The sequence below is a fragment of the Pseudomonas orientalis genome (genome assembly GCF_001439815.1).
Lineage (GTDB): Bacteria > Pseudomonadota > Gammaproteobacteria > Pseudomonadales > Pseudomonadaceae > Aquipseudomonas > Aquipseudomonas orientalis.
The window spans coordinates 152,153-174,573 of the sequence record NZ_JYLM01000006.1 but is presented as its reverse complement, the minus strand read 5'-3'; the positions used below and the strand labels follow the sequence as shown (position 1 = coordinate 174,573).

The 22,421-nt window shown below is 61.8% G+C and carries 17 protein-coding genes and 1 riboswitch; of the genes, 10 read left to right on the top strand and 7 right to left on the bottom strand.

Going from position 1 to position 22,421, the window contains the following annotated elements; genetic code table 11:
* Nucleotides 1–73: 73 nt before the first annotated feature.
* Nucleotides 74–2,155, bottom strand: a complete 2,082-nt coding sequence (locus TU82_RS16510) for a TonB-dependent receptor family protein (protein WP_057724359.1) — start codon at nucleotides 2,153–2,155, stop codon at nucleotides 74–76.
* Nucleotides 2,156–2,359: 204 nt separating this feature from the next.
* On the opposite strand from TU82_RS16510, the gene TU82_RS16505 reads away from it, so the two are divergent.
* From TU82_RS16505 to TU82_RS16480, 6 genes are all read left to right on the top strand, one after another.
* Nucleotides 2,360–2,695: a YceK/YidQ family lipoprotein gene (locus TU82_RS16505; protein WP_057724357.1), complete on the top strand. Its 336-nt coding sequence runs from the start codon at nucleotides 2,360–2,362 to the stop codon at nucleotides 2,693–2,695.
* Nucleotides 2,696–2,828: 133 nt separating this feature from the next.
* Complete coding sequence (locus tag TU82_RS16500; protein ID WP_057724355.1) at nucleotides 2,829–4,586, top strand: carbamoyltransferase family protein; 1,758 nt, start codon at nucleotides 2,829–2,831, stop codon at nucleotides 4,584–4,586.
* Nucleotides 4,587–5,483 (top strand): antimicrobial resistance protein Mig-14, encoded by an 897-nt coding sequence (locus tag TU82_RS16495; RefSeq protein ID WP_057724353.1) that lies wholly within the window; start codon nucleotides 4,587–4,589, stop codon nucleotides 5,481–5,483.
* A complete protein-coding gene (locus TU82_RS16490) occupies nucleotides 5,480–6,880 on the top strand; it encodes a PIG-L deacetylase family protein (protein WP_057724351.1) in 1,401 nt (466 codons plus the stop codon). Before TU82_RS16495 ends, TU82_RS16490 begins: the two co-directional genes overlap by 4 nt.
* Before the next feature lie 52 nt (nucleotides 6,881–6,932).
* On the top strand, nucleotides 6,933–8,081 hold the full coding sequence (locus TU82_RS16485) for a glycosyltransferase family 4 protein (protein ID WP_057724349.1): 1,149 nt from the start codon (nucleotides 6,933–6,935) through the stop codon (nucleotides 8,079–8,081).
* Nucleotides 8,078–8,959, top strand: coding sequence for a glycosyltransferase (locus TU82_RS16480; RefSeq protein WP_057724347.1), 882 nt, complete (start codon nucleotides 8,078–8,080; stop codon nucleotides 8,957–8,959). Before TU82_RS16485 ends, TU82_RS16480 begins: the two co-directional genes overlap by 4 nt.
* 54 nt (nucleotides 8,960–9,013) lie before the next feature.
* Here TU82_RS16480 and TU82_RS16475 read toward each other — a convergent pair whose 3' ends face one another.
* On the bottom strand, nucleotides 9,014–10,870 hold the full coding sequence (locus TU82_RS16475; protein ID WP_057724345.1) for a bifunctional O-antigen ligase/aminoglycoside phosphotransferase family protein: 1,857 nt from the start codon (nucleotides 10,868–10,870) through the stop codon (nucleotides 9,014–9,016).
* A 158-nt stretch (nucleotides 10,871–11,028) separates the two neighbouring features.
* Here TU82_RS16475 and msbA point away from each other — a divergent pair, with 158 nt between their 5' ends.
* The 3 genes from msbA to TU82_RS16460 all read left to right on the top strand — a co-directional run bounded on the left by msbA (nucleotide 11,029) and on the right by TU82_RS16460 (nucleotide 15,603).
* On the top strand, nucleotides 11,029–12,834 hold the full coding sequence (gene msbA / locus TU82_RS16470) for a lipid A export permease/ATP-binding protein MsbA (protein WP_057724343.1): 1,806 nt from the start codon (nucleotides 11,029–11,031) through the stop codon (nucleotides 12,832–12,834).
* A gap of 416 nt (nucleotides 12,835–13,250) precedes the next feature.
* The gene (gene hldE / locus TU82_RS16465; RefSeq protein ID WP_057724341.1) at nucleotides 13,251–14,675 is read left to right on the top strand and encodes a bifunctional D-glycero-beta-D-manno-heptose-7-phosphate kinase/D-glycero-beta-D-manno-heptose 1-phosphate adenylyltransferase HldE; all 1,425 of its coding nucleotides are present in this window, start codon (nucleotides 13,251–13,253) and stop codon (nucleotides 14,673–14,675) included.
* The gene (locus TU82_RS16460) at nucleotides 14,668–15,603 is read left to right on the top strand and encodes an NAD-dependent epimerase/dehydratase family protein (RefSeq protein WP_057724339.1); all 936 of its coding nucleotides are present in this window, start codon (nucleotides 14,668–14,670) and stop codon (nucleotides 15,601–15,603) included. The genes hldE and TU82_RS16460 overlap by 8 nt, the downstream gene beginning before the upstream one ends.
* 31 nt (nucleotides 15,604–15,634) lie before the next feature.
* Here TU82_RS16460 and TU82_RS16455 read toward each other — a convergent pair whose 3' ends face one another.
* From TU82_RS16455 to TU82_RS16440, 4 genes are read right to left on the bottom strand one after another with little or no spacing between them, the layout of a single operon-like run.
* A complete protein-coding gene (locus TU82_RS16455) occupies nucleotides 15,635–16,603 on the bottom strand; it encodes a hypothetical protein (RefSeq protein ID WP_057724337.1) in 969 nt (322 codons plus the stop codon).
* 41 nt (nucleotides 16,604–16,644) lie between these two features.
* Nucleotides 16,645–17,457 carry an aldo/keto reductase gene (locus TU82_RS16450; RefSeq protein WP_057724335.1) on the bottom strand — a complete coding sequence of 271 codons (813 nt, stop codon included), beginning with the start codon at nucleotides 17,455–17,457 and terminating at the stop codon, nucleotides 16,645–16,647.
* On the bottom strand, nucleotides 17,454–18,629 hold the full coding sequence (locus tag TU82_RS16445; protein ID WP_057724333.1) for an NAD(P)/FAD-dependent oxidoreductase: 1,176 nt from the start codon (nucleotides 18,627–18,629) through the stop codon (nucleotides 17,454–17,456). Before TU82_RS16445 ends, TU82_RS16450 begins: the two co-directional genes overlap by 4 nt.
* Nucleotides 18,630–18,684: 55 nt before the next feature.
* The gene (locus TU82_RS16440; protein WP_057724331.1) at nucleotides 18,685–19,020 is read right to left on the bottom strand and encodes a DMT family transporter; all 336 of its coding nucleotides are present in this window, start codon (nucleotides 19,018–19,020) and stop codon (nucleotides 18,685–18,687) included.
* Between the two features lie 188 nt (nucleotides 19,021–19,208).
* On the opposite strand from TU82_RS16440, the gene waaA reads away from it, so the two are divergent.
* A complete protein-coding gene (waaA, locus tag TU82_RS16435; protein WP_057724329.1) occupies nucleotides 19,209–20,486 on the top strand; it encodes a lipid IV(A) 3-deoxy-D-manno-octulosonic acid transferase in 1,278 nt (425 codons plus the stop codon).
* Between the two features lie 123 nt (nucleotides 20,487–20,609).
* Here the strand turns inward: waaA and TU82_RS16430 are convergent, their stop codons facing one another.
* Nucleotides 20,610–22,049, bottom strand: a complete 1,440-nt coding sequence (locus TU82_RS16430; RefSeq protein WP_057724326.1) for a TolC family outer membrane protein — start codon at nucleotides 22,047–22,049, stop codon at nucleotides 20,610–20,612.
* Between the two features lie 195 nt (nucleotides 22,050–22,244).
* Nucleotides 22,245–22,350: riboswitch (TPP riboswitch) on the top strand.
* Nucleotides 22,351–22,421 lie beyond the last annotated feature (71 nt).

The following is a 22,421-nucleotide window of genomic DNA, read 5'->3' as shown; positions in this document are numbered from 1 at the left end:
GCCCCCGATGCGGTGTGTCAGCGAATGCCTGTGTAACTGACCCACCGCTGTCGGGAGCAAGCCCCCTCCCACATTAGAATTGGTATTCAGCCCCAGCGCCTGCATACCACGACCGCCCCGGCGCCGCTTCGTAATAGCGGCCATTGCCGTCCCCCACTATCACTGACCCGACATACTGACGGTCCAGCAGGTTATCCAGGCGCAAGGTCTGGTGAAACGTCCAGTGCTCCACTTTCTGCTCAAACCGCGCGCGCCAGTTGAATACGCTGTAGCCCGGTGCGGCGTGCTGGCGGTTGGTGTCTTCGACGTAGACTTTGCTGCGGTACATGCCTTCGATGGCAGTGCTGACCCAGTCTCGCGGTTTCCAGTTCAGCTCGGTGAACAGCGTGGTTTGCGGCACGCCGGGCAGGTAATTGCCTTTGTCGATGGTATTGGCACCGCTGGCAAAGTCGCTGTCGTAGGTCGCTTGCAGGCGGGTGTAGGCGAGGTTGGCGCTCCACTGCTCGCTGAGTTGGCTCTCGACCCCAAGTTCGAATCCGCGGCGCAACGTACGACCGGCATTTTGATAGCTGGTGCGCCCGCCGATGGATTGCTGCACGACCAGTTCGTCTTCGGTGGTGATCTGAAAAAGCGCAGCGTTGATGCGGGTGTTGTTCAGTTGTGCCTTCAAACCCAGTTCATATTGCGTGCTTTCAGACGGCTTCAAGCCAAAGTTGAAACCCTCGACGTTGCCCGGCGCATAGGCCAGCTCGGCCTGGGTGGGCGTTTCGAAGCCTTTGCCTGCGCTGACGTAGCCGTGCAGATCGGGCGTGAAGGCGTACATCACGCTCATCGATGGCGTGTTCTTCTGGTAGGTCTTGTTGCCGCTGGCATCGCCATTGCTGAGGAACTGATCGTGCACATCCAGCTCCATGGTGCTGTGGCGAACGCCGGCTTGCAGGGTCCAGCGGTCCAGGGCCCAGTTGGCCTGGAGGTAAGGATCGAGGCTGCGCGCGGTGTCTATTTCATCGCGGCGTAGCTGGCCTTTCACGCCCAGGGCGGCGCCGCTGTAGTTCTGGTAGCCATGGCGGCTGTCTTCGCTCTGGTCGAAGTCCAGGCCCGTGATGATCATCAATTCCCCGGGAGCGCTCTCGATGGGCTGCATCCAGCGCAGGCTGCCGCCATAGAATTTGCGCTCGAATTGCACGACGCCACCGCCGCGCTCGTTGGCGGGTGTGCCCCTGGGGATCGACAGGTACTGAATCACACTGCGCCGCCCCGTATACGCATTCACCTGCAGCGTCGCATCGCCGATGTAGCGCTCGTAGTTCATGCCCAGTTGCTGATGGTCGATGCTTTTACGCGTGTTGTAGGTCAGCGCATTGGTGCTCACCGAGCGCGGGTCAGCCTTGTACGCCGCCCAGTTCTGCCCCAGCGGGTCCTGCGTACCGTTCTGTTCCAGGCTGCTGTAGATCAACGCCAGCTTGCTGTCGTCATCGGGCTGGAAGTTGAGCTTGGCGAACGTCTGGTCACGGCGCGCGCTGCTGTGGTCGCGGTAACCATTGGTGTCCATGCGCGAGGCGTCGAGCACGAAGCCTGCGCCCCCGGCCGCACCTTCGGCGGTGAGATGGTTTTTGTTCAAGCCGTCGCTGCCCACCAGGGTTTCGGCGCCGATACGCGGCGGGCCTTCGCCGTCGCGGGAGAACATCTGGATCACTCCGCCGGCGTTGCTGCCATACAGGGTGGCCGCCGGGCCTCGCAGGACTTCGATGCGCTCGGCGGTGTCGAGGTTGAAGGTCGCGGCCTGGCCTTGTCCATCCGGGGTGCTGGCGGGGATGCCGTCGGCAATCAGCTTGATGCCGCGCACGCCGAACGCCGAGCGGGCGCCGAAGCCACGGGAGGAAATCTGCAGGTCCTGAGCGTAGTTCTGGCGGTTCTGCACCACCAGGCCGGGCACCCGGGACAGCGCTTCGGAAGCGTTGATGCCGAGTTGGCCGTCGCTGATCTGTTCGCGGTTGATAGCGTCCACCGAGTACGGCAAGTCAAAGGTCGGGCTGGCGCTGCGCGAGCCGGTGACCACGCTGGGGTCAAGCATCAAAGGCGTTTCTTCGGCCTGGACGCTGCTGCACAGCCCCAGCAGGAGCAGGGTAAGGCGGGTGGGGGCGGGTAAAGTCATGAAGAAGCCGAGTCCGTGGCGCAACGCAGGTGAGTGGCGTAGGCGCAAATGTCGCAAGTTTAACGATTCTCCTTGGTTTTGCCGAACTCCATGGCCGTTGGGCGGAACAGGACGTTTCCCACGCGACGAGACGGCATCGGACGCCTGAGCCGTCGGATAGCCGGTGCTAGATTTCCGGCCTTATTCATAAAAGAAGAACCAGACATGCGCATAAAGAACATGAAGTTGCTGGCGGTGGTGTGGATGGCGTCATTCATGCTTGGCTGCGGGACCGTCACTACGGTGATGCGAGAAGATGCCGTCACTGTGAGAGCACTCAAGGCGGATAAAACCTATTGCCAGTCCGTGCCGCGTATCTACAGTGGTGTGACGTATAACCTGTGTGTCCTGCACGCGCCGCCGAATACCGGGGGCGGGCTGGCGGTGAACAGCGTCCCCTGGACCTTCATCGATGTGCCGCTCTCCGGTGTCATGGACACGCTCTTGCTGCCCTACACGGTCTACCGGCAAAGCGCCGACGGCAGCATCGATCTGCGCTAGCGCCTTGCTGCTAACAGCTTCCTGCTGCTTTTAAGTTATAATCCCGCCCTTTAGCTGTTTCCCGCCCGGGCGGGAGGCACACTTTTTTCAGGCGCGATGCGCCTGCATGCAGACTAAAAGAGGCTAGACCCCAGTGGCATTGACGATTCTTGGCCTGTCCGGCGCCCTTAGCCATGATCCTTCCGCGGCCCTGTATATCGACGGCAAGCTGATTGCGGCCGCCGAAGAAGAGCGCTTCGTACGCGACAAACATGCAAAGAACCGCATGCCCTATGAGTCGGCGAAGTTCTGCCTGGAGCAGGCCGGCATCAAGCCTTCGGACGTTGACGTGGTGGCGATTCCGTTCGCGCCGATCAGCCTGTTCGGCGAGGCACGCTGGCACTATGCCAAACGCTACTGGTACGCCCCGGACCGCGCGCTCGACGCGATCCTGATGGGCAATCGTCGCTACAAGCGCTATCGCAACAAGATTGTCTGGTGCCTGGAGCAACTGGGCTTCGATCCGAAGAAAATCAAGATCGAACCGGTGGAACACCATTTGGCCCATGCTTCCAGCGCCTACCACTGCTCGGGCTTTCAGGAAAAAACCGCGATCCTGGGCATCGACGGCAAGGGTGAGTACGCCACCACGTTCTTCGGCTACGGCGAGAACGGCAAGATCCACAAGATCAAGGAATTCTACGACCCGGACTCCCTGGGCGGCCTGTACGGTGCGATCACCGAGTTCCTCGGTTTCGAGATGCTCGACGGTGAGTTCAAGGTCATGGGCATGGCGCCTTACGGCGATGCCAGCAAATACGATTTTTCGCGCCTGGCCTCTTTTGAAAACGGCGAACTGGTGATCAACACCGACTACGCCAACGTCATCGGCCTGCGCCGCTACAAGGAGAAGGGCAAGGGGTTCTACTTCTCGCCAAAACTGATCGAGTGGCTGGGGCCCAAGCGCGAAGGCGATATCGCCGACGAGCCATACATCCACTACGCGGCCAGCATGCAGGCGCTGTTCGAGAAACTGGCCTTGCAGATGATCGACCATTACCTGGGCGACATCCTCAAGGACACCGGCAAGCTGGCCTTTGCCGGCGGCTGTGCGCTGAACGTCAAGCTGAACCAGAAAATCATTGCCCGCGATGACGTCAAGGAGCTGTTCGTCCAGCCGGCGTCCGGTGACGCCGGCACCGCCGTGGGCGCGGCCGCGTATGTGTCCCATGCCCGTGGTGTACCGGTGGAGAAGATGGAGCATGTCTACCTCGGCCCGTCCTACAGCAACGAAGACGTGATCGCCGCCTGCGCCAAACATGAAAGCAAGCCGAACTGGCGCAAGATCGAAAACATGCCCCAGCGCATCGCCAAAATCATGGTCGACGGCAACCCGGTGGCCTGGTTCCAGGGCCGCATGGAGTTTGGCCCGCGTGCCTTGGGCGGTCGTTCGATCATCGGTTGCCCGAGCGCCACCGGCGTGGCCGACCGTATCAACCACCAGATCAAGTTCCGCGAGCGCTGGAGGCCTTTCTGCCCGTCGATGCTCGACACCGTTGCCCCGCAGATGATCAAGGTCGACCATCCGGCGCCGTTCATGACCTTCACCTTTGAAGTGTCGGAAGAATGGAAGACCCGCGTGCCGGAAGTGGTGCATGAAGACGGTACCTCCCGTGCCCAGGTGCTCAAGCGCGAATACAACCCGCGCTACTACGACATGATGAAAGAGCTGGAAGTACTGACCGGCAACGGCGTGTCCCTGAACACCTCGCTCAACCGTCGTGGCGAAGCGATGATCTGCTCGCCGACCGATGCGCTGAACATGTTCTTCGGCTCCGACCTGCAGTACCTGATCATGGAAGACATCCTGGTAGTCAAGGACGGCGTGGACCCTTATGACGCTGTGGTTTAAATGCTGAACCGCTTCCAGGGCTGGCGTGAACGTGGCTGGACGCCTGTCGAGGCCGAGGTTTACGCCCAGGCCTGGCAGCGTTACGGCGGCAGCGTGGCGACGCACCCGCAGGTGATCGAACGCTTGGCGGGGTTGGCGCAGATCCCGGTGCGTTACCTGGGCTGGGAGCAAGGGGGTGAACTCAAGGGGGCGATCGCCACCTGGGGACGCGACCTGGCCTTGTCCAAGGACGTGCTCAAACGCACCGGCAAGAAGGGCCTGTTTGACCTGGGCAACGCCGAGATCATCCTGCCGATCGCCGCCGATGCGCAGGTGCCGCTGCGTCACCGTGCGCGTTACTTGTCGGCGCTGAACGAAGGGCGCGTGAGCACCCTCAAGCCCCAGGCCGAGCAGTTGGCCATGGCACGTACTCCCGAAGACCTGTCGAAGAAGTTTCGCTACAACCAGCGGCGTGAATTGCGCTTGCTGGAAGAGGCGGGTGGCGTGGTGCGGCCGGTCAGCGAGTTTTCCGGCGCAGAGCTGGCGGTGATTTATTGCGATCTGTTCCAGCGTCGCTGGGGCTTTCCCGCCACCGGTGCCGAGCGCCTGGCCGAGGTGCTGGAATTGCTCAAGGCGTTCCTGATCGGTTCGGTGCTGTTTCTCAATGACGCGCCGATTGCCGTGCAGGTGGTGTACCGCGTTCAAGCGCCCGAATGGATCAGCGTTGAGTACGTCAACGGTGGCGTCGACCCCGAGACCCGGGCGTTCAGCCCGGGTAGCGTGCTGAGTTTCCTCAATACACAAAGTGCCTGGGAGCATGCGCGCGCGCTGGATTTGCCGCTGCGCTTCTCTTTCGGGCGCGCCGACCGTGAATATAAAGAGCGCTGGTGCAATCCGGTGCCGGTGTTCAGCGTATGAGCCGCAAACAGCAATTGCTCAAGCGTCATCGGCGCAACAAACGCGTGGCGTTGTTGATCGGCTTGCTGGCACTGATCGTGACGGGCGCGCTGGTGGCCTGGTGGCTGCCGCTGATCCTGGCGGTGCTGCTGTGGATGGCGCACGAAGCCTGGTTTGCCGATCATCTGTTTTATTCGCCCAAGGACGACTACCAGTACCGCTTCGCTCCGGGCAGTCAGTGCGTTGGCCTGCGCCTGGATAACGGGCGATGGGTGCCGGATACGCCGCTGGAACTGGCGGGTGACGAGACGCTTATTCTTGAAGTGCAGCTCAAGAGCGGTTGGCTCGGGCGTTTCCTGGATCCGGCGGTCGAACTGGCGGAGGATTGTCAGGCGTTCGAGCGCGGCGTGGCGGGTAAGCGATACCTCAATCTGACCGGTTCTGCCGCAACGCTGGCTGCCGGCGAGTTGACGATGCGCGGACGATTCTGCCGCGTGGTCGGCCGGCCGAACCTGTGGATATTCCGTCAGCCGGATCACGCCCGCCAGAGGGTGATGGTGATCGCCCCTCACGCCGACGACGCCGAACTGGCCGCCTTTGGGCTGTACGCCCAGGCGGATGAGAGCTGGATCGTGACCCTGACCGCCGGTGAAATCGAGGCCGAGCACTATCAGCAGATGGGCCTGGCGAAAGCCGATGCCGCTCGACTCAAAGGGCGCCTGCGTGCCTGGGACAGCCTGTGCGTCCCGCGCTGGGCCGGTGTTCCCGAGGCGCAGTGCCTGCAACTGGGCTACTTCTGCCTGCAACTGCCGGCTATGCAGGCCGCGCCGGACCAGCCCCAGGCGTCCCGCGAAGCGCAGTTGGACGATACGCGGCTGTTTCGCCGGTTCAACAGCCTGACGCTGCCCGGTGATCGGGACGGCGCACCGACGTGGGTCAATCTGATTGCCGATCTACGTGCGGTGCTGCTCAAGGCGCGGCCCGAGGCGATCGTGTTGCCGACACCGCTCCTTGACCCTCACCCGGATCATATCTGCGCCTACAACGCCGTTGTTGAAGCGTTGCAAGGGCTGGAGTGGCAACCCGGCACATTGCTCGGGTACGCCAACCATCTGCATGATAACGACCGCTGGCCCATGGGCAATTCGGGCGCTGGCGTTGCGTTGCCACCGCATTTCGATGCAGGCCAGCTGTTTGAACCGTATTGCCGCGTGCTGAGCGTGAGCCAGCAGCAGGACAAGGCCATGGCGCTGGGCATGATGCATGATCTGCAGCCCAGGCCGCCCTTCAAGCGTCGAATGCGCCGGCTGTTGCAACAATTGCTGGCCGGCCGCGGTCCATCGCCTTACGGCGAGAATGAGTTTTTTCGCAAGGCCGTGCGCCGTCACGAACTGCTTTGGGTGCTCAAGCAGGACTGAAGTTGACTATTACGTCGGGCTGCGCGGCAGCCTGATTGCCTCATGGAGCAGTATGAAGCCTCGTTTCAAGGTTTTGCAGTTACAGCCCGATTACAACGTCAAACTCCATGATTTCGCTGACCTCGGTGAGCAGATCGTCAAGTCGTTGCCGGTTGAACGGTTCGAGGTCACATCGGCCTTCCTCAGTGGACGCCCGCAACCGGGCCAACCGCTGAGTGTGGCCGACCATTCCAAATACTTCGAATTTCCCGAGAAGGCCTTGAAGGGCGTTCGTCTGCGGGCAATGTGGGAAATCTACAAATACTGCCGCGAGCAGAAGTTCGACGTGGTCATCTGTAACCGCTTCAAGTCGGTGAACATGATGCTGGCGCTCAACCGCTGGTTGAAGATCCCTCTGTGCATCGGCATCTCCCACGGTTTCGGCGAGTATGAGCGGGCCTATCGTCGGCGCCAGATGCGCCGCATGGTCAGTCCGGCCTGGCGGTTTGTCGGGGTTTCGGCGGCGGTGAGGGATTACCTGGTGGGCTTGAACTGTGGCTTTACCCACGAGAACACCACGTTTGTCACCAACGCTATCGACATCCCCCAGGCCGAGGCCTTGCAGTTGCCGCGCGAGCAGGCGCGGCAGGCCCTTGGCCTGCCTCTGGAGGCACGGATGATTGGTGCCCTGGGGCGTCTGGTCCCGATCAAGGGGCACACGCATCTGTTGCAGGCGTTTGCACGGCTCAAGGACAAATACCCGGAGGCTCAGGTGGGCATCATCGGCTCCGGCCGTGCCGAAGCTGACTTGCGCGCGGACATCGAGCGTCTTGGCCTCACTGGCCGTGCGCACTTGCTGGGCTTTCGTGAAGACGGTCTGCAGTACGTACGCGCTTTCGATATCTGGACCATGCCGTCCCTGCTTGAAGGCCTGGGCCTGGCGCTGCTGGAAGGCATGAGCGGGCGCCTGCCGGTGATCGCCTCCAACGGGCCGGCCATGTTGCCGCTGGTTGAAGGGGCGGGCGGCTTGTCCCATGAGCCCGGCAATGTGGACCAGTTGGCTGCGGCGCTCGACACTTACCTTGCGATGAGTGATGAACAGTTACGTGCCAAGGGTGAGCAGGTCTTCCGTTACCTGGAGGCAAACCATGCCTTGGCTGAGTTCCAGGGCAAGTACCTGGATTTGATCGAAACCGGTTTGAAAGAAGCAGGTAGAGCATGACAGCGCAACAACCGTTGGTCTCGGTGATTATCGCGTCCTACAACCACGCTCGGTACATCGAGCAGAGCATCCTCAGTGTGCTCGGCCAGACGTATCCGAATATCGAATTGCTGGTGATCGACGATGGCTCCAAGGATGACAGCGTCGAATGCATCCGGCGGCTGCAGGCTGAGCACGGGTTTGATTTCCAGGTGCAACAGAACCAGGGGCTGACCGCCACACTGAACAACGCGCTTGCCCGCGCCAAAGGCAGTTTGATCGCTCCATTCGGGTCAGACGACATCATGCTGCCCGATCGCATCGCCACCCAAGTGGCTTATATGGAAGGCAAGCCCAAGGTGGGTATCTGTGCCGGCAACATCGAACTGATCGACGGCGATGGCAACCTGCATCCGGAGAAAAAACAACGCCGCGATGTGCCGTTTCGCAGTCTCGACTTCGACGACATGTTCATGGACCGCAAGCCGTTTCCACCTGCGCCCACCATGTTGATCCGCCGCGAGGCGCTGGAGGCAGTCGGTGGTTTCGATCCGCTGATTCCCCTGGAAGACCTGCTGATTCAATTGAAGATAACGGCCGCAGGCTACACCATCGATGCGCTTGACGTCGTAATGGCGCAGTACCGGCAGCACGCGAGCAATACCTATAAAAACCACCGCTACATGATCCAGAACATCCTCAAGACTTACGCCAAGTTCAGCGACCACCCGGCCTATGACGCGGTGCGCTACAACTTCCTGAACTCAATGTTCCTCAAGACCGCCGACCGTGACCGGCCGCTGGCGCGGGAGATTCTCAAGCAGATCCCGTTGAGGTTCTGGGGGCGCAAGACCTTGCGTGGGTTGGTGCGGCTGTACCTGACGCCACTGAGGAACTGAAGGCGACGGATGTAAAAAAGGCGACTATCACGGCAGTGACAGTCGCCTTTTTTATCAGCTGGCCGGACGGGCCAGGCTGTGTACCTGCTCGCGGATTTTCGCGGTGGCCGTTGGGCTGGCAACCGTCGCGTAGCCTTTTACCAAGTGTTCGAAGTGCGTTTCGAACAGCCAGTTGCGGTCCTGCGGATAGCGTTGCATATGACGCAAATTACGCTGGCGCAAGGCGTAGCGCAGGGATGACGGATAGATACGCAGGTCGGCGACGTCAATCAGACCGAACTCACCGTCGTCCATCAGCAACACGTTGCCCAGGTGCAGCGAGCGGAAGTACACGCCACGCTCATGCAATTGCGCCATGAACCGGCCAAAGCGCTCGACCAGCGATTCGCGCAGGCTGCTGTCCAGGCTTTGCAGGGCCTGGCGCAGGGTCAGGCCGGGCAGCGGGGTATAGGCCACGGCACCGCTGGCGTCTGGCAGGTGGTAGAGGCCAAGGATGTGCGGGGTGGGAACACCCAGGCTGCGCAACTGTTCGCTGTTGCTGGCAAAGCGCTCGGAATACGGGTTGAAGCTGCCGGAGGTGTACCAACGGCGCGGGCGGAACAGCTTGAGGAAGCTGCCGTCCTCCAGGCGCAGGACTTTTGGCCCCAGGCCATCGGCTTCAATCACCTGGGCATTGCTGCTCAGCCGGTCGAGCACTGGGCGCTTGATCGATTGCACCGGCATGCGCAGCAGGCTGCGGTGGCGCTGGGCGATGCTCAGGCCCGTAATGATCGCCAATGGGATCCACAGCAGGAACCAATGCTCCTTGGGGCGCGACAGGATGCCGCCGCCTTCGGTCAGGCCCGCACCGATGCCGTAGACCAGCAGGGACGATGCCAGGATGAACAGGGGTTGTGCGCGTTGCCGCATGCTCTTGTACAGGGCATAGCCGAGCATGAAGATCCACGGGATGAAGCCGATGATGCCGACGTAATAAAGCACGCCAAGGGCAAAGCTGTGGGTTTCGCGCAGCTCGTAGCCATTGTCGAATGTCAGGTACAGTTCGGAGTCGTAGCTATGGCCGATCCAGGGGTGGTCGGCGATGAGTTTCAACGACATTTTCCACAGCTCGACACGCAACGAGTTGCCACGGTCCGTGATCAATTCCGGATAAAAAAGCAGCAGTCCGGCACCGGCCAATACCATCGCACCGAGCAGCAGCGCCGAGCGGCGGTTGCGGCTGACCAGGGCCATCCACACCACGACCATCATCAGCGCCACCAACGGCGTGCGAGAGCCGGTCGCCAGCACCGTGATGCCCATGATCGCCAGTGCCGGTATGCTGAACCACAACACTTTCAGGCGTTGGGTGGTCAGGCATATAAACAGCCAGTACACGGTGAAAAATCCGAACAAGTGGGAGCTGAGCAACGGATTGTCGAGGGCGCCCAGGCCGCCGATCATGCGCATGCCAGGTTCGTAAGCCTTCGCGAACGCCACCAGGTTGCCCAGGCACACCACCAGCGCAATCACTGCGGCACCGAAGAAGATCGGCTTGAACAACTCATTGCGGTAGTGCAACAGCAGCCCACAACCGCCAAACAGCATGAAGGTGTTCAGCGGACGCTTGAACAGATCGGTGTCGGCGCTGGGCGCGGGGCTCCAGAGCAGACTGGTCAACGCCCAGGCGCAGAAGGCCAGGAACGCCAGCGCGATAGGTTCGCGCAACAGGTCCCTGAGTTCCCTGGGACGCATGCATAACAGGAACAGGGTGGGCACGCTGAACAGGAGGTAGACAATTCGGTGCAGTACATTGCGGTTGCCGACGAAGAACAGTGCACTCAAGAGCAACAGCAAGCCAACGGGCAAAATCCACAGGACCAGGAAGTCAAAAACGCGATTCGAGCCATAGATAAGGCGCTTGGAGTGCATACGATAGAGCCATTCCAGAAAGAGAAAGCCGACCCTCCCAAGGAGGTGGCCATGTAATGTCGCCCGCCTGATCCTACCGGGCCGCAGCGTACGCCGGGTGCAAGTACAACAGAGAAGCTGTGCTAAAGTCAGCCTCCTTTTTCAAAACGCCGCGTGATATGACCGACTCCAGTCCGAGCGCAAGCCCTTCGAGCTTGAAAATATACTTCCGCCTGCTCAGTTACGTTAAGCCTTACATGGGCTTGTTCGCGCTGAGTATCCTTGGATTTCTGATTTTCGCGTCGACTCAACCGATGCTGGGTTACATCCTCAAATACTTCGTCGATGGCCTCTCCAACCCGGAAGCCGTGCTGTTTCCGACCGTGCCGTTCCTGCGCGACCTGCAATTGCTGCAGGCGGTGCCGCTGCTGATCATCCTGATCGCGGCCTGGCAGGGCCTGGGCTCATTCCTGGGCAACTACCTGCTGGCCAAGGTCTCCCTGGGGTTGGTCCACGATCTGCGGGTGCAGTTGTTCAACAACCTGCTGACGCTGCCTAACCGCTACTTCGACAACCACAATTCCGGGCACCTGATTTCCCGCATCACCTTCAACGTGACCATGGTCACGGGGGCGGCGACCGATGCGATCAAGGTGGTGATCCGCGAAGGCATGACGGTGATCTTCCTGTTCGCCTCGCTGCTGTTCATGAACTGGCGCCTGACGCTGGTCATGATCGCCATCCTGCCGCTGATTGCCATCATGGTCAGCACGGCCAGCAAGAAATTCCGCAAGCAGAGCAAGAAGATCCAGGTGGCCATGGGTGACGTGACCCACGTTGCCTCGGAAACCATCCAGGGCTACCGCGTGGTGCGCAGTTTCGGTGGCGAAGTCTATGAAGAGAAGCGTTTCCTCAAGGCCAGCCAGAGCAACACCGACAAGCAACTGCGCATGACCCGTACCGGGGCGATCTACACCCCGGCGCTGCAGCTGGTGATCTACTCCGCGATGGCGGTGCTGATGTTCCTGGTCTTGTACCTGCGCGGCGATGCGTCGGCCGGTGACATGGTGGCCTACATCACCCTGGCCGGTCTGTTGCCCAAGCCGATCCGCCAGCTGTCGGAAGTCAGTTCGACCATCCAGAAAGGCGTGGCCGGTGCCGAAAGCATTTTCGAACAGTTGGACGAAGAGGTGGAGGTCGACCACGGCACCCTCGAACGCGACAAAGTCAGCGGTCGCCTGGAAGTGCGCAACCTGAACTTCACCTACCCCGGCACCGAGCGCCATGTGCTCAAGGACATCAGTTTTATCGCCGAGCCTGGGCAGATGATCGCCCTGGTGGGGCGTTCGGGCAGTGGCAAGTCGACCCTGGCCAGCCTGATCCCGCGGTTCTATCACCATGAAAGCGGTGAAATCCTGCTTGATGGCATCGAGATCGAAGACTACAAGCTGCTCAACCTGCGCAAGCACATTGCCCAGGTCACCCAGCATGTGACCCTGTTCAGCGACACGGTGACCAACAATATCGCCTATGGCGACCTGGCCGGCGCGCCACGCGAGGACGTTGAAGCGGCGGCGGCGGATGCCAACGCCAGGGACTTCATTGATCAGTTGCCCAAGGGCTTCGATACCCAGGTCGGCGAGAACGGCGTGCTGTTGTCCGGTGGACAACGCCAGCGCCTGGCGATTGCCCGCGCCCTGCTCAAGAATGCGCCGGTGTTGATTCTCGACGAGGCCACCTCGGCCCTCGACACCGAGTCCGAACGGCATATCCAGGCCGCGCTGGACAAGGTCATGCAGGGCCGCACCACCCTGGTGATCGCACACCGCCTGTCTACCATCGAGAAGGCCGACCTGATCCTGGTGATGGACGACGGGCGTATCGTCGAGCGCGGTACCCACGGCGAACTGCTGGCGCAGAACGGCTATTACGCCCGTCTGCATGCCATGGGCCTGGATGCACCGGTGGCGGCCGACATCACCTGATCCAACCTCAAATGCGGGAGGGGGCTTGCCCTAGTGCCCTCTGTAGGAGCGAGCTTGCTCGCGAAAAACGTCAACGATAACGCGTGAGCGCGGTGCCTGTGAGTTTTTCGCGAGCAAGCTCGCTCCTACAGACTGGCATTAGGGCTTTCCCCGTGCGGCTAACCCGGCGTCCTGCCAGGTTACCCACGAATTCAAGCCTGCGTTCGGCCAGCGTGGTTTAACGGGGCGCCTAAGATCAAAAGCAGATAAAGAGCGGCTCGCTGCGCATCGTGGTTAGCGTTGGGCGTTACAGCGTCGTGAGATGCCTGTGGCGATCGGGGCAAGCGCCCTCCCACATTTGCCCTGCGGTGGGCGCAAGCCATCGCAAACCCTGTGCTAATATCGCGCCCCTGTTCATTTTGTATGTGGGTTGCTCCATGAAGTTGTCCATGCCGCGATTCAATCAAGCCCCTGTCTTGGTGGTCGGCGATGTCATGCTCGACCGTTACTGGCATGGTGGTACCTCACGGATTTCCCCTGAGGCGCCGGTACCGGTGGTCAAAGTCGAGCAAATCGAAGACCGCCCGGGTGGCGCTGCCAACGTTGCCCTCAATATTGCCGCGCTCGGCGCCCCGGCTTCCCTGGTGGGTGTGACCGGTGACGACGAAGCGGCCGACAGCCTGGCCAACAGCCTGCGCGGTGCAGGCGTGCGCGCGTTGTTCCAGCGCATCGCGCATCAGCCGACCATCGTCAAGCTGCGGGTCATGAGCCGTCACCAGCAATTGCTGCGTATCGATTTTGAAGAACCCTTCGCCACCGACGCCCTGGCCCTCGGTGACCAGGTCAACGAATTGCTCGAAGGCATCAAGGTGCTGGTGTTGTCCGACTACGGCAAAGGCGCCCTGAAGAATCATCAGGTGCTGATCCAGGCCGCCAAGGCCCGCAACATTCCGGTACTGGCCGATCCCAAGGGCAAGGACTTCTCGATTTATCGGGGCGCCAGCCTGATCACGCCAAACCTCAGCGAGTTCGAAGCGGTCGTCGGTGGTTGCGCCGATGAGCACGAACTGGTGAGCAAGGGCGCGGCACTGATGGCCGACCTTGAACTCGGCGCCCTGCTGGTGACCCGTGGCGAACATGGCATGACCCTGCTGCGTCCCGGCCACCCGGCAATGCACCTGCCGGCGCGTGCGCGTGAAGTGTTCGACGTTACCGGCGCCGGTGATACGGTGATTTCCACCCTGGCCGCGTCCATCGCCGCCGGCGAGGAACTGCCCCATGCCGTGGCCCTGGCCAACCTGGCGGCGGGCATTGTGGTCGGCAAGTTGGGTACCGCGGCCATCAGTGCCCCCGAGCTGCGCCGCGCCATCCAGCGCTCCGAAGGTTCGGAGCGCGGCGTGCTGGGGCTCGAGCAATTGCTGCTGGCAATTGACGACGCTCGCGCCCACAACGAAAGCATTGTGTTCACCAACGGCTGCTTCGACATCCTGCACGCCGGCCACGTGACCTACCTTGAGCAAGCGAGCGCCCAGGGCGATCGCCTGATCGTCGCGGTCAACGATGACGCCTCCGTCAGCCGCCTGAAAGGCCCGGGCCGACCGATCAACAGCGTCGACCGGCGCATGGCGGTACTCGCCGGGTTGGGCGCGGTGGACTGGGTGATCAGCTTCTCTGAAGGCACCCCGGAAAACCTGTTGGCCCAGGTCAAGCCGGACGTGCTGGTCAAGGGCGGTGACTATTCCGTCGATCAGGTGGTCGGTGCGGACATCGTCAGCGCCTACGGCGGCACCGTCAAAGTGCTGGGGTTGGTGGAAAACAGTTCGACCACGGCCATCGTCGAGAAAATTCGTAACAATGAATAACGCTGATAAAGAGGTGTTGATCACCGGAGGCGCAGGCTTCATCGGTTCGCATTTGGTTGACGCGTTGCTCGCCAAGGGCTATTCGGTGCGGGTGCTGGATAACCTGTCTACCGGCAAGCGCAGCAACCTGCCGTTGGATAACCCGCGCTTGCAACTGGTGCAGGGCGATGTAGCCGACGCAGCGCTTTTGGCGCAAGTCGTCGGCGGCGCGTCGGCGGTGGTTCACCTGGCAGCGATGGCATCGGTGCAGGCGTCCGTGGACGATCCGGTCGGCACGCACCAGAGCAATTTCATCGGCACCTTGAATCTCTGCGAAGCCATGCGCAAGGCCGGCGTGAAGCGTGTGGTCTACGCTTCCAGCGCAGCGGTCTACGGCAACAATGGCGAGGGTGCTTCCATTGATGAAGAGACGACCAAGGCGCCGCTGACACCCTATGCCTCGGACAAATTGGCCAGTGAGCACTACTTTGACTTCTACCGTCGCCAGCATGGCCTGGAGCCGGTCATTTTCCGCTTCTTCAATATCTTCGGTCCGCGCCAGGATCCGTCATCGCCGTATTCCGGTGTGATCAGCATTTTCAGCGAGCGTGTACAGCAGGGCCTGCCCATTGCCGTGTTTGGCGATGGCGAGCAAACCCGTGACTTCATGTATGTGGAGGATCTGGTGGATGTCCTGGTGCAGGCCATCGAACTGCCGACCGTTGCGGTCGGGGCAATCAACGTCGGTTGGAACCACGCCACCACGCTCAAGCAGGTGCTGCAGGCACTCGAGCAAGTGGTAGGCACGTTGCCGGTCATCAGTTACGGGCCGGCTCGGCTGGGCGACATCCGCCATTCGCGGGCCGACAATCGGCGCCTGCTGGCAAGCTTCACCCTGCCTGAACCGACTCCGTTGAAGGTCGGTCTGGAGCGCTTGCTCAAGGGCTGAGTTGCACCCCTATAGTGATATCAGGTTTGCGTCAGCCCCTGACTTTTTTCTTCGGTACGATCTTGCGCAGCATCTGCTGCGCCTTGCCGGTCAAGCGCTTGAGCTTCGACTCTTTTTCCGGTTCTGCCAGGCCTTGCTGCCTGAGCCAGTCCTTCCAGCGAATGCGCTCATCACGCACCAGCCAGCCGTCCTGCCGGGCGAAGCTTTCGGCCAGGTACAAACCCCGTGTGCTCGCCGGATACAACTGGTCCTTCCTGACGGTGTACAGCTCGGCGAGCGGCTCGCCGTCCTTGAGTGGCATCAGGTACAGATCCGGACGCTTGCGATCCAGGCGCGCCACCAGTTGGTCGCCTTCCAGGCGTTCATCCACATGGAACAGGCTGAGGGACTTGGCTTCCTTTGGCACTTCCAGGCGCAAGTCGTAAATCAGCTGCAGTGACGCCGTGGGCAGGTGCACATAGGCCCGTGGGCGCTCGATCAACTGGGTAGTCGCACAGCGTACCGGACGCGCGGCGCCGGACAGCGGGCTCAGGCGAAACGGCAGGGCTTCACGGTAGTGCAGCGCGGCGGAGTAGGGCGCCGGCAGCCAGGTATCGTTGAAGCGCCCGCCGAGCCAGCCCTCAGGGGTTTCCAGCAGGCATTCTTCGGCAATTTCCTGAATGGCGGTATGCAGCGGCAGGTTCAGTTCATGGGCCGGGACGTAGCCGGAGATCAGCTTGAGCACCACATCGCCGCGATCCTGGCGACGCTGGCGCACCAGCACCCAGTAATCCTTGTTTTGCCAGTGCAGTGTCAGGCGCACCGAGACGCCGAGGTTGGCCAGTTCCAGTGCGAAGCGCTCGGCGTCCGGCACCTCCACCGGCTTGCGTCGTTGCAGGGTCTGGGCGAAGTTGAGCGGCATGCCGACGCTCTGGTAGCTCAGGCCTTCGGGAGTGGCTTCCACGTGCAGCGGCAGTGTCTTGAAGTTGCTGGGATTCTTTCTTATGAGCGTACGCGGCATGTCGGCTCCTTTGTGCGACGGGGTCGGCCGCGTGGGCGGCATCAGAGTTGACGAATGACCCGGGCAGCGGTTGCCACGTTATGGGCCAGGTGCAGCGGATTGATGGTCCCGACAATAGCACTGGCGACGCCCGTTTGCGCAAACAACAACGTGAAACTGGCCTGAATTGGATCCATTCCAGGCGTCAGGCACACGTGGCCGCTGGCCAGGGCTTTTTTTACCAGGATGCCCTTGCCATGGGCCGCCGCGTAATCAATGACGGCTTTTTCGGCCTGTTCGTTCAGATTGTAAGTCACCATGGCGCAATCACCCTGTTCCAGCGCCTTTATACCGCCGTCGACGGTTTTGCCGGAGAAGCCGAAACCGCGGATCTTGCCCTCTTTTTTCAGCGCTGCCAGGGTCTGGTAAACCTCGCACTCGTTGAGGATATGCAGGTCGTTGCCATCGGAGTGCACCAGCACCAGGTCGATAAAATCCGTTTCAAGTCGTTTCAGGCTGCGCTCGATCGACATGCGCGTATGGGCGGCGCTGAAATCGTGGCAGGACACACCGTCCTCGAATTCTTCGCCGACCTTGCTGACGATCACCCAGTCCTTGCGCTGATCACGCAGCAGTGGCCCCAGACGCTCTTCGCTGCGCCCGTAGGCGGGTGCGGTATCGATCAGGTTGATGCCCAGCTGACGCGCCTGGCGCAGCAGCATCCGCGCCTCGTCGTCATCTGGAATCTGGAAGCCACTGGGGTATTTGACCCCTTGGTCGCGGCCCAGCTTGACGGTGCCCAGGCCCAGGGGCGACACCAGCAGGCCGGTGCTGCCCAGGGGGCGATGCAGGTCGTGCAGGGTGGGCAGGCTCATGGCAACAGGTGCTCCCAAGCGGGTTGGCCGATCGCAGGCTTGGGCAGGTCGGGCAGGGGGGCGCTGGCGGCTGGGCGGATGCCATCGCGTTGCAGGCTGTCGATCACCCGGTCGGCGAAATCCGGCGCCAGGGCCAGCTTGGTCGGCCAGCCCACGAGCAGGCGACCCTGTTCGGCCAGGAAGGCGTTGTCGGGGCGGCTCAGGCCCGATTGCAGTGGCTCGGCGCGGTTGACGCGCAGGGTGGCCCACTGGGTCTGGCTCATGTCGATCCATGGCAGCAACTGGGCCAGTTCTTTCTGCGCGGTAGCGATTTGTTCCTGAGGCGTGCGGGCCACGCCGTCGGCCTCGGCGATATCGCCGCCGATGTACCACACCCAGTCGCCGTCTGCGGCCGGGTGGGTGGTGATGGTCAGGCGCGGCTTGGTGCCGCCGCCCAGGCAGTGGGCATACAGCGGCTTCAGGCCCGGGCCTTTGGCGAGGATCATGTGCAGCGGGCGGGTTTGCATCGCCGGCTGGCTCAAACCCAGGGCCGCAAGCAGATCGGCGGTGCCTGCGCCGGCACTCAATACGATGCGCTGGGCGCGGATGTCGCGACCGTCGACCTTCAAGCCCACCAAGGTATCGCCGTCGCGCAGCGGTTCGATATGTTCGCCTGCGAGCAAACCGTCACCGGCCAGCGCCGCCAGGCGTTCGATCAGGCTGGGCACATCCACGACCAATTCCGCCAGGCGGTAGACCTTGCCCTTGAAGCGACGATCCTGCAGCGCAGCAGGCAGTTCGTCGCCCTTGACCTGATCGACACGGCCGCGCACGGCCTTGCTGGCGAAAAAGCTGGTGAGATTGCCGGCGAGGGTGCCGGGGGACCACAGGTAGTGGGCTTCAGAGAGCAGGCGCACGCCGGACAGGTCCAGTTCGCCATTGCCGGCCAGGGCTTCACGCCAGCGGCGCGGCATGTCGGCAATCGCTTCGGAGGCGCCGGTGAGGGCGCCGTGCAGGGCGTATTTCGCACCGCCGTGGATGATCCCCTGGGACTTCACGCTTTGCCCGCCCCCCAGGGTCGCGCTTTCCACCAGCACCGTGGAAAACCCCTGGCGGCGCAGGCGCGCATTGAGCCAGAGGCCGGCAACCCCGGCGCCGACAATCAGAACGTCGGTGGAAATAACGGATGGCATCGGCGACCTCAATGTTCAAGACAAGGGCCGCAGTATACAGGCTGTTGAGGGGCGGTCAGTGACCCGCGGTTTTCGAGAACAGCTGAATCACCACCACGCCCAGCACAATCAGGCCCATCCCCAGCATGGCCGGGATATCCAGCTTCTGCCCGTAGATGAACAGCGCGGCAATGCTGACCATCACGATGCCCATCCCGGCCCATACGGCATAAGCCACGCCAACCGGCACGGTGCGCACGACCAGGGTCAGCATCCAGAACGCGATGCCATAACCGACGATCACCAGCAGCAGCGGGATAGGTGTGCTCCAACCCTTGATGGCTTTCATGGAAACGGTCGCGATCACTTCCGAGCAGATGGCGATGGCCAGGTAACAGTAGGCGGCGTTCATGGTGCAATCCTCAAGGTGAAGCGGGTTTGATAAGGTCGGCATTCTAGAGGTTCAACAGAGGCGGTAAAGTCATTACCTATCCGAATTGAAGATAGGTTCAGTCATGCGCCTGTCGCGCGCTTTCTGGCTGAACGTTTTACCGAGTGCTTGCAGGCGATCGACTGAAAAAGCCGATAAACTCCGCCGCCATGAATAGAACTCTTTACACCTGTCTGTTTTACCTGGCGCTGCCGTTGGTGGCCTTACGTCTGTGGTTGCGCGCGCGCAAGGCGCCGGCCTATGCCAGGCGCGTGGGCGAGCGGTTTTCCTGTGGCTTGCCCGTGATGCGGCCCGGCGGCATCTGGGTGCATGCGGTGTCGGTGGGCGAAAGCATTGCCGCCGCGCCGATGATCCGGGCCCTCCTTGCGCGCTACCCGCAGTTGCCGATGACCGTCACCTGCATGACGCCCACCGGTTCCGAGCGAATCCAGGCGCTGTTTGCCGATGAGCCGCGCGTCCAGCATTGTTATCTGCCGTACGACTTGCCCTGCGCCGCCAGGCGTTTCCTTGATCGCGTCCAACCCAAGCTGGCGGTGATCATGGAAACCGAGCTGTGGCCTAACCATATCCACGCCTGCGCCCAACGCGGGATTCCGGTGACCCTGGCCAACGCGCGATTGTCGGCGCGCTCGGCCAAGGGCTATGCGCGTTTCGCCAGACTGACCGCGCCGATGCTGGCCGAAATGAGCTGGTTCGCCGTGCAGACCGAAACCGAGGCCGAGCGTTTCCGCAGCCTGGGCGCGCGACCTGAAACCGTTGAAGTCACCGGCTCGATCAAGTTTGACCTGACCATCGACCCCCTACTGCCGGAACGCGCCGCCGCCTTGCGCGAACAATGGGGCGCCAGCGAACGCCCGGTATGGATCGCCGCCAGCACTCACGAAGGTGAAGACGCAGTCGTGCTCGCGGCTCATCGTCAATTGCTGGACAGCTATCCCAATGCGCTGCTGATTCTGGTGCCGCGTCATCAGGAACGCTTCGGCCCGACCTTCGAGCGGTGCGTGCAGCAAGGCTTTGCCACGGTGCGGCGCTCCACTGGCGAAGCGGTCAATGCCGATACCTCAGTGCTGCTTGGCGACACCATGGGCGAGTTGCTGTTTCTCTACGCCTTGGCCGACAGCGCCTTTGTCGGCGGCAGTCTGGTACCGACCGGTGGGCATAACCCGCTGGAACCGGCGGCGCTGGGCAAGCCGGTGATCATGGGGCCGCACCTGTTCAACTTCCTGGACATCAGCGCGATGATGCGCGAGGCCGGGGCGTTGCGCGAAGTGGATGACGCAGAAGGTTTGGCTGAAGCGGTGCGGCAGTTGTTCGAACTGCCACGGGACGCGCGCAGGATGGCAGAGGCGGGACTGAAAGTGATGCAGGCCAATCAGGGCGCGCTTAAGCGTTTGTTGGCGGGTTTGGAACGATTGATCGCTCTCTGACCCAACACCTATCCGAATGTGGGAGGGGGCTTGCCCCCGATGGCGGTGTGTCAGCCAACCTGTTGGGTGACTGATACACCGCTATCGGGGGCAAGCCCCCTCCCACATGGGTTTGTGGTGTTTTCAAGAACCCGGGCGGGCCTTGAGCTGCTCGGCGGCGGCCTTGGCCAGGTCCGGTGGCAGGAAGTCTTTATCCGGGTTGTAGTCGGCTTTCAAATAGCGCGTCAAGTCCTGTAGGTCCCCCGGGTTCAAGGTGCCCGCAGCCTGCTTCAAGCGCAGGTTGTCGAGAATGTAGTCGTAGCGGCTGTTGTTGTAGTTGCGCACCGACGAGTAGAGCTGACGCTGTGCGTCCAGCACGTCGACAATATTGCGCGTGCCCACCTGATAGCCGATTTCCGTGGCTTCCACCGCGCTCTGGTTGGAGATGATCGACTGGCGGCGCGCTTGCACCTGTTCCACATCGGTGTTCACGGCGCGGTGCAGGTTGCGGGTATTTTCCACCACCTGGCGGCGCAGGCCCTCGCGTTGCTGCTCGGACTGGTCGAGGCGCGAATAGGATTCGCGCACTTGCGAACTGGTGAGGCCGCCGCTGTAGATAGGGATGTTCAACCGCAAGCCGATGGTGCGTTGCGACACATCGCCACCGTACGGGATAGGCAACTGATTCGGGTTGCTGAACCCCAGGGCGTCGTTGTCGCCTTTTTCGTATTGCGCCACCGCATCGAGTGTCGGCAAGTGGCCGGCCTTGCGCTGCCTGAGGGTTTCCTCGGCGGCGGTCACTGCGTAATTGCTGGCCAGCAGGTTGAGGTTCTGGCGCCCGGCGGTTTCGACCCAGGCCTTGGCGTCGTTCGGCGCCGGCGGCAGCACCGGCAGCGTATGGACGATGCCCTGGATCGAGTTGTATTGGCGGTTGGTCAGGGTGATCAGCGCCTCGAAGGCGTCGTCCACCTGGCGCTGGGCCACGATGCGGTTGGCCCGCGCGGTGTCGTAGCTGGCCTGGGATTGCAGCACATCGGTCTTGTCCGACAGGCCCACATCGAAGCGCTCATTGGACTGGTCGAGCTGGCGTTTGAAGGCATTTTCTTCGGCTTTGGTCGAAGCCAGGTTGTCCTGGGCGCGCAGCACGGCGAAGTAGCTCTCGGCACTTTGCAAAATCAGGTTCTGTTCACTGGCCGACAGTTGCAGCGAGGCTTGCTCGTTGACGGCTTCGGCGGCTTGCAGCTGGAACCAGCGATCAGCGCGGAACAGCGGCTGGCTCAGGGTGGCGCGCCAGGAGTGGGCGTCGCGGTTGGCCGTGGCGGCGGGCTGGTCGATCTGGGTGCGCACGTTGTTACTGTCGGCACCGGCCGAGAGGTTCGGCAGCAAGCCTGCGCGCGCCTGGGGCACCACTTCTTTCTGCGCGCCATATTGCGCGCGGGCAGCGGCCAGGTCGGCGTTGTTGCTCGCCGCTTCCTGATAGACGCTGACCAGGTCGGTGTTGGCGGACAAGGGCGCTTCAGCTGCCCAGACCATTCCATTGGTCGCACAAGACACGGCAATTGCCAGTGAAAGTTTGCGCAGCATGAGGCGATCCCTGAATAAATATTACGATGATAATTTATCGTCCAAGGCTACGGTGACGAAACGGGAGCGTCAAGCCTTGAGGCAGCTCAGGAGTGTAGTGGCCGGGCTTCGGCACAACAATCCTGTAATTACGCCATTTATCATCCTGACTACAGCGCCATTGGCAATTTGCCCACGCCATGGTCTAGACTGGCCAGGTTCTTGTCGGGGTGCCTTGTTGGAAGGCTGAGATCGGTAAATACCGGATCCCGTTGAACCTGATCAGGTTAGCGCCTGCGTAGGGAACAAGATTTCTCGTCACCCGGCGAGTCCTCTTGTGCTTCGTCCGGGATGTTGTTCGACAATCGAACAACCCTCGTGCGCCAAGCACAG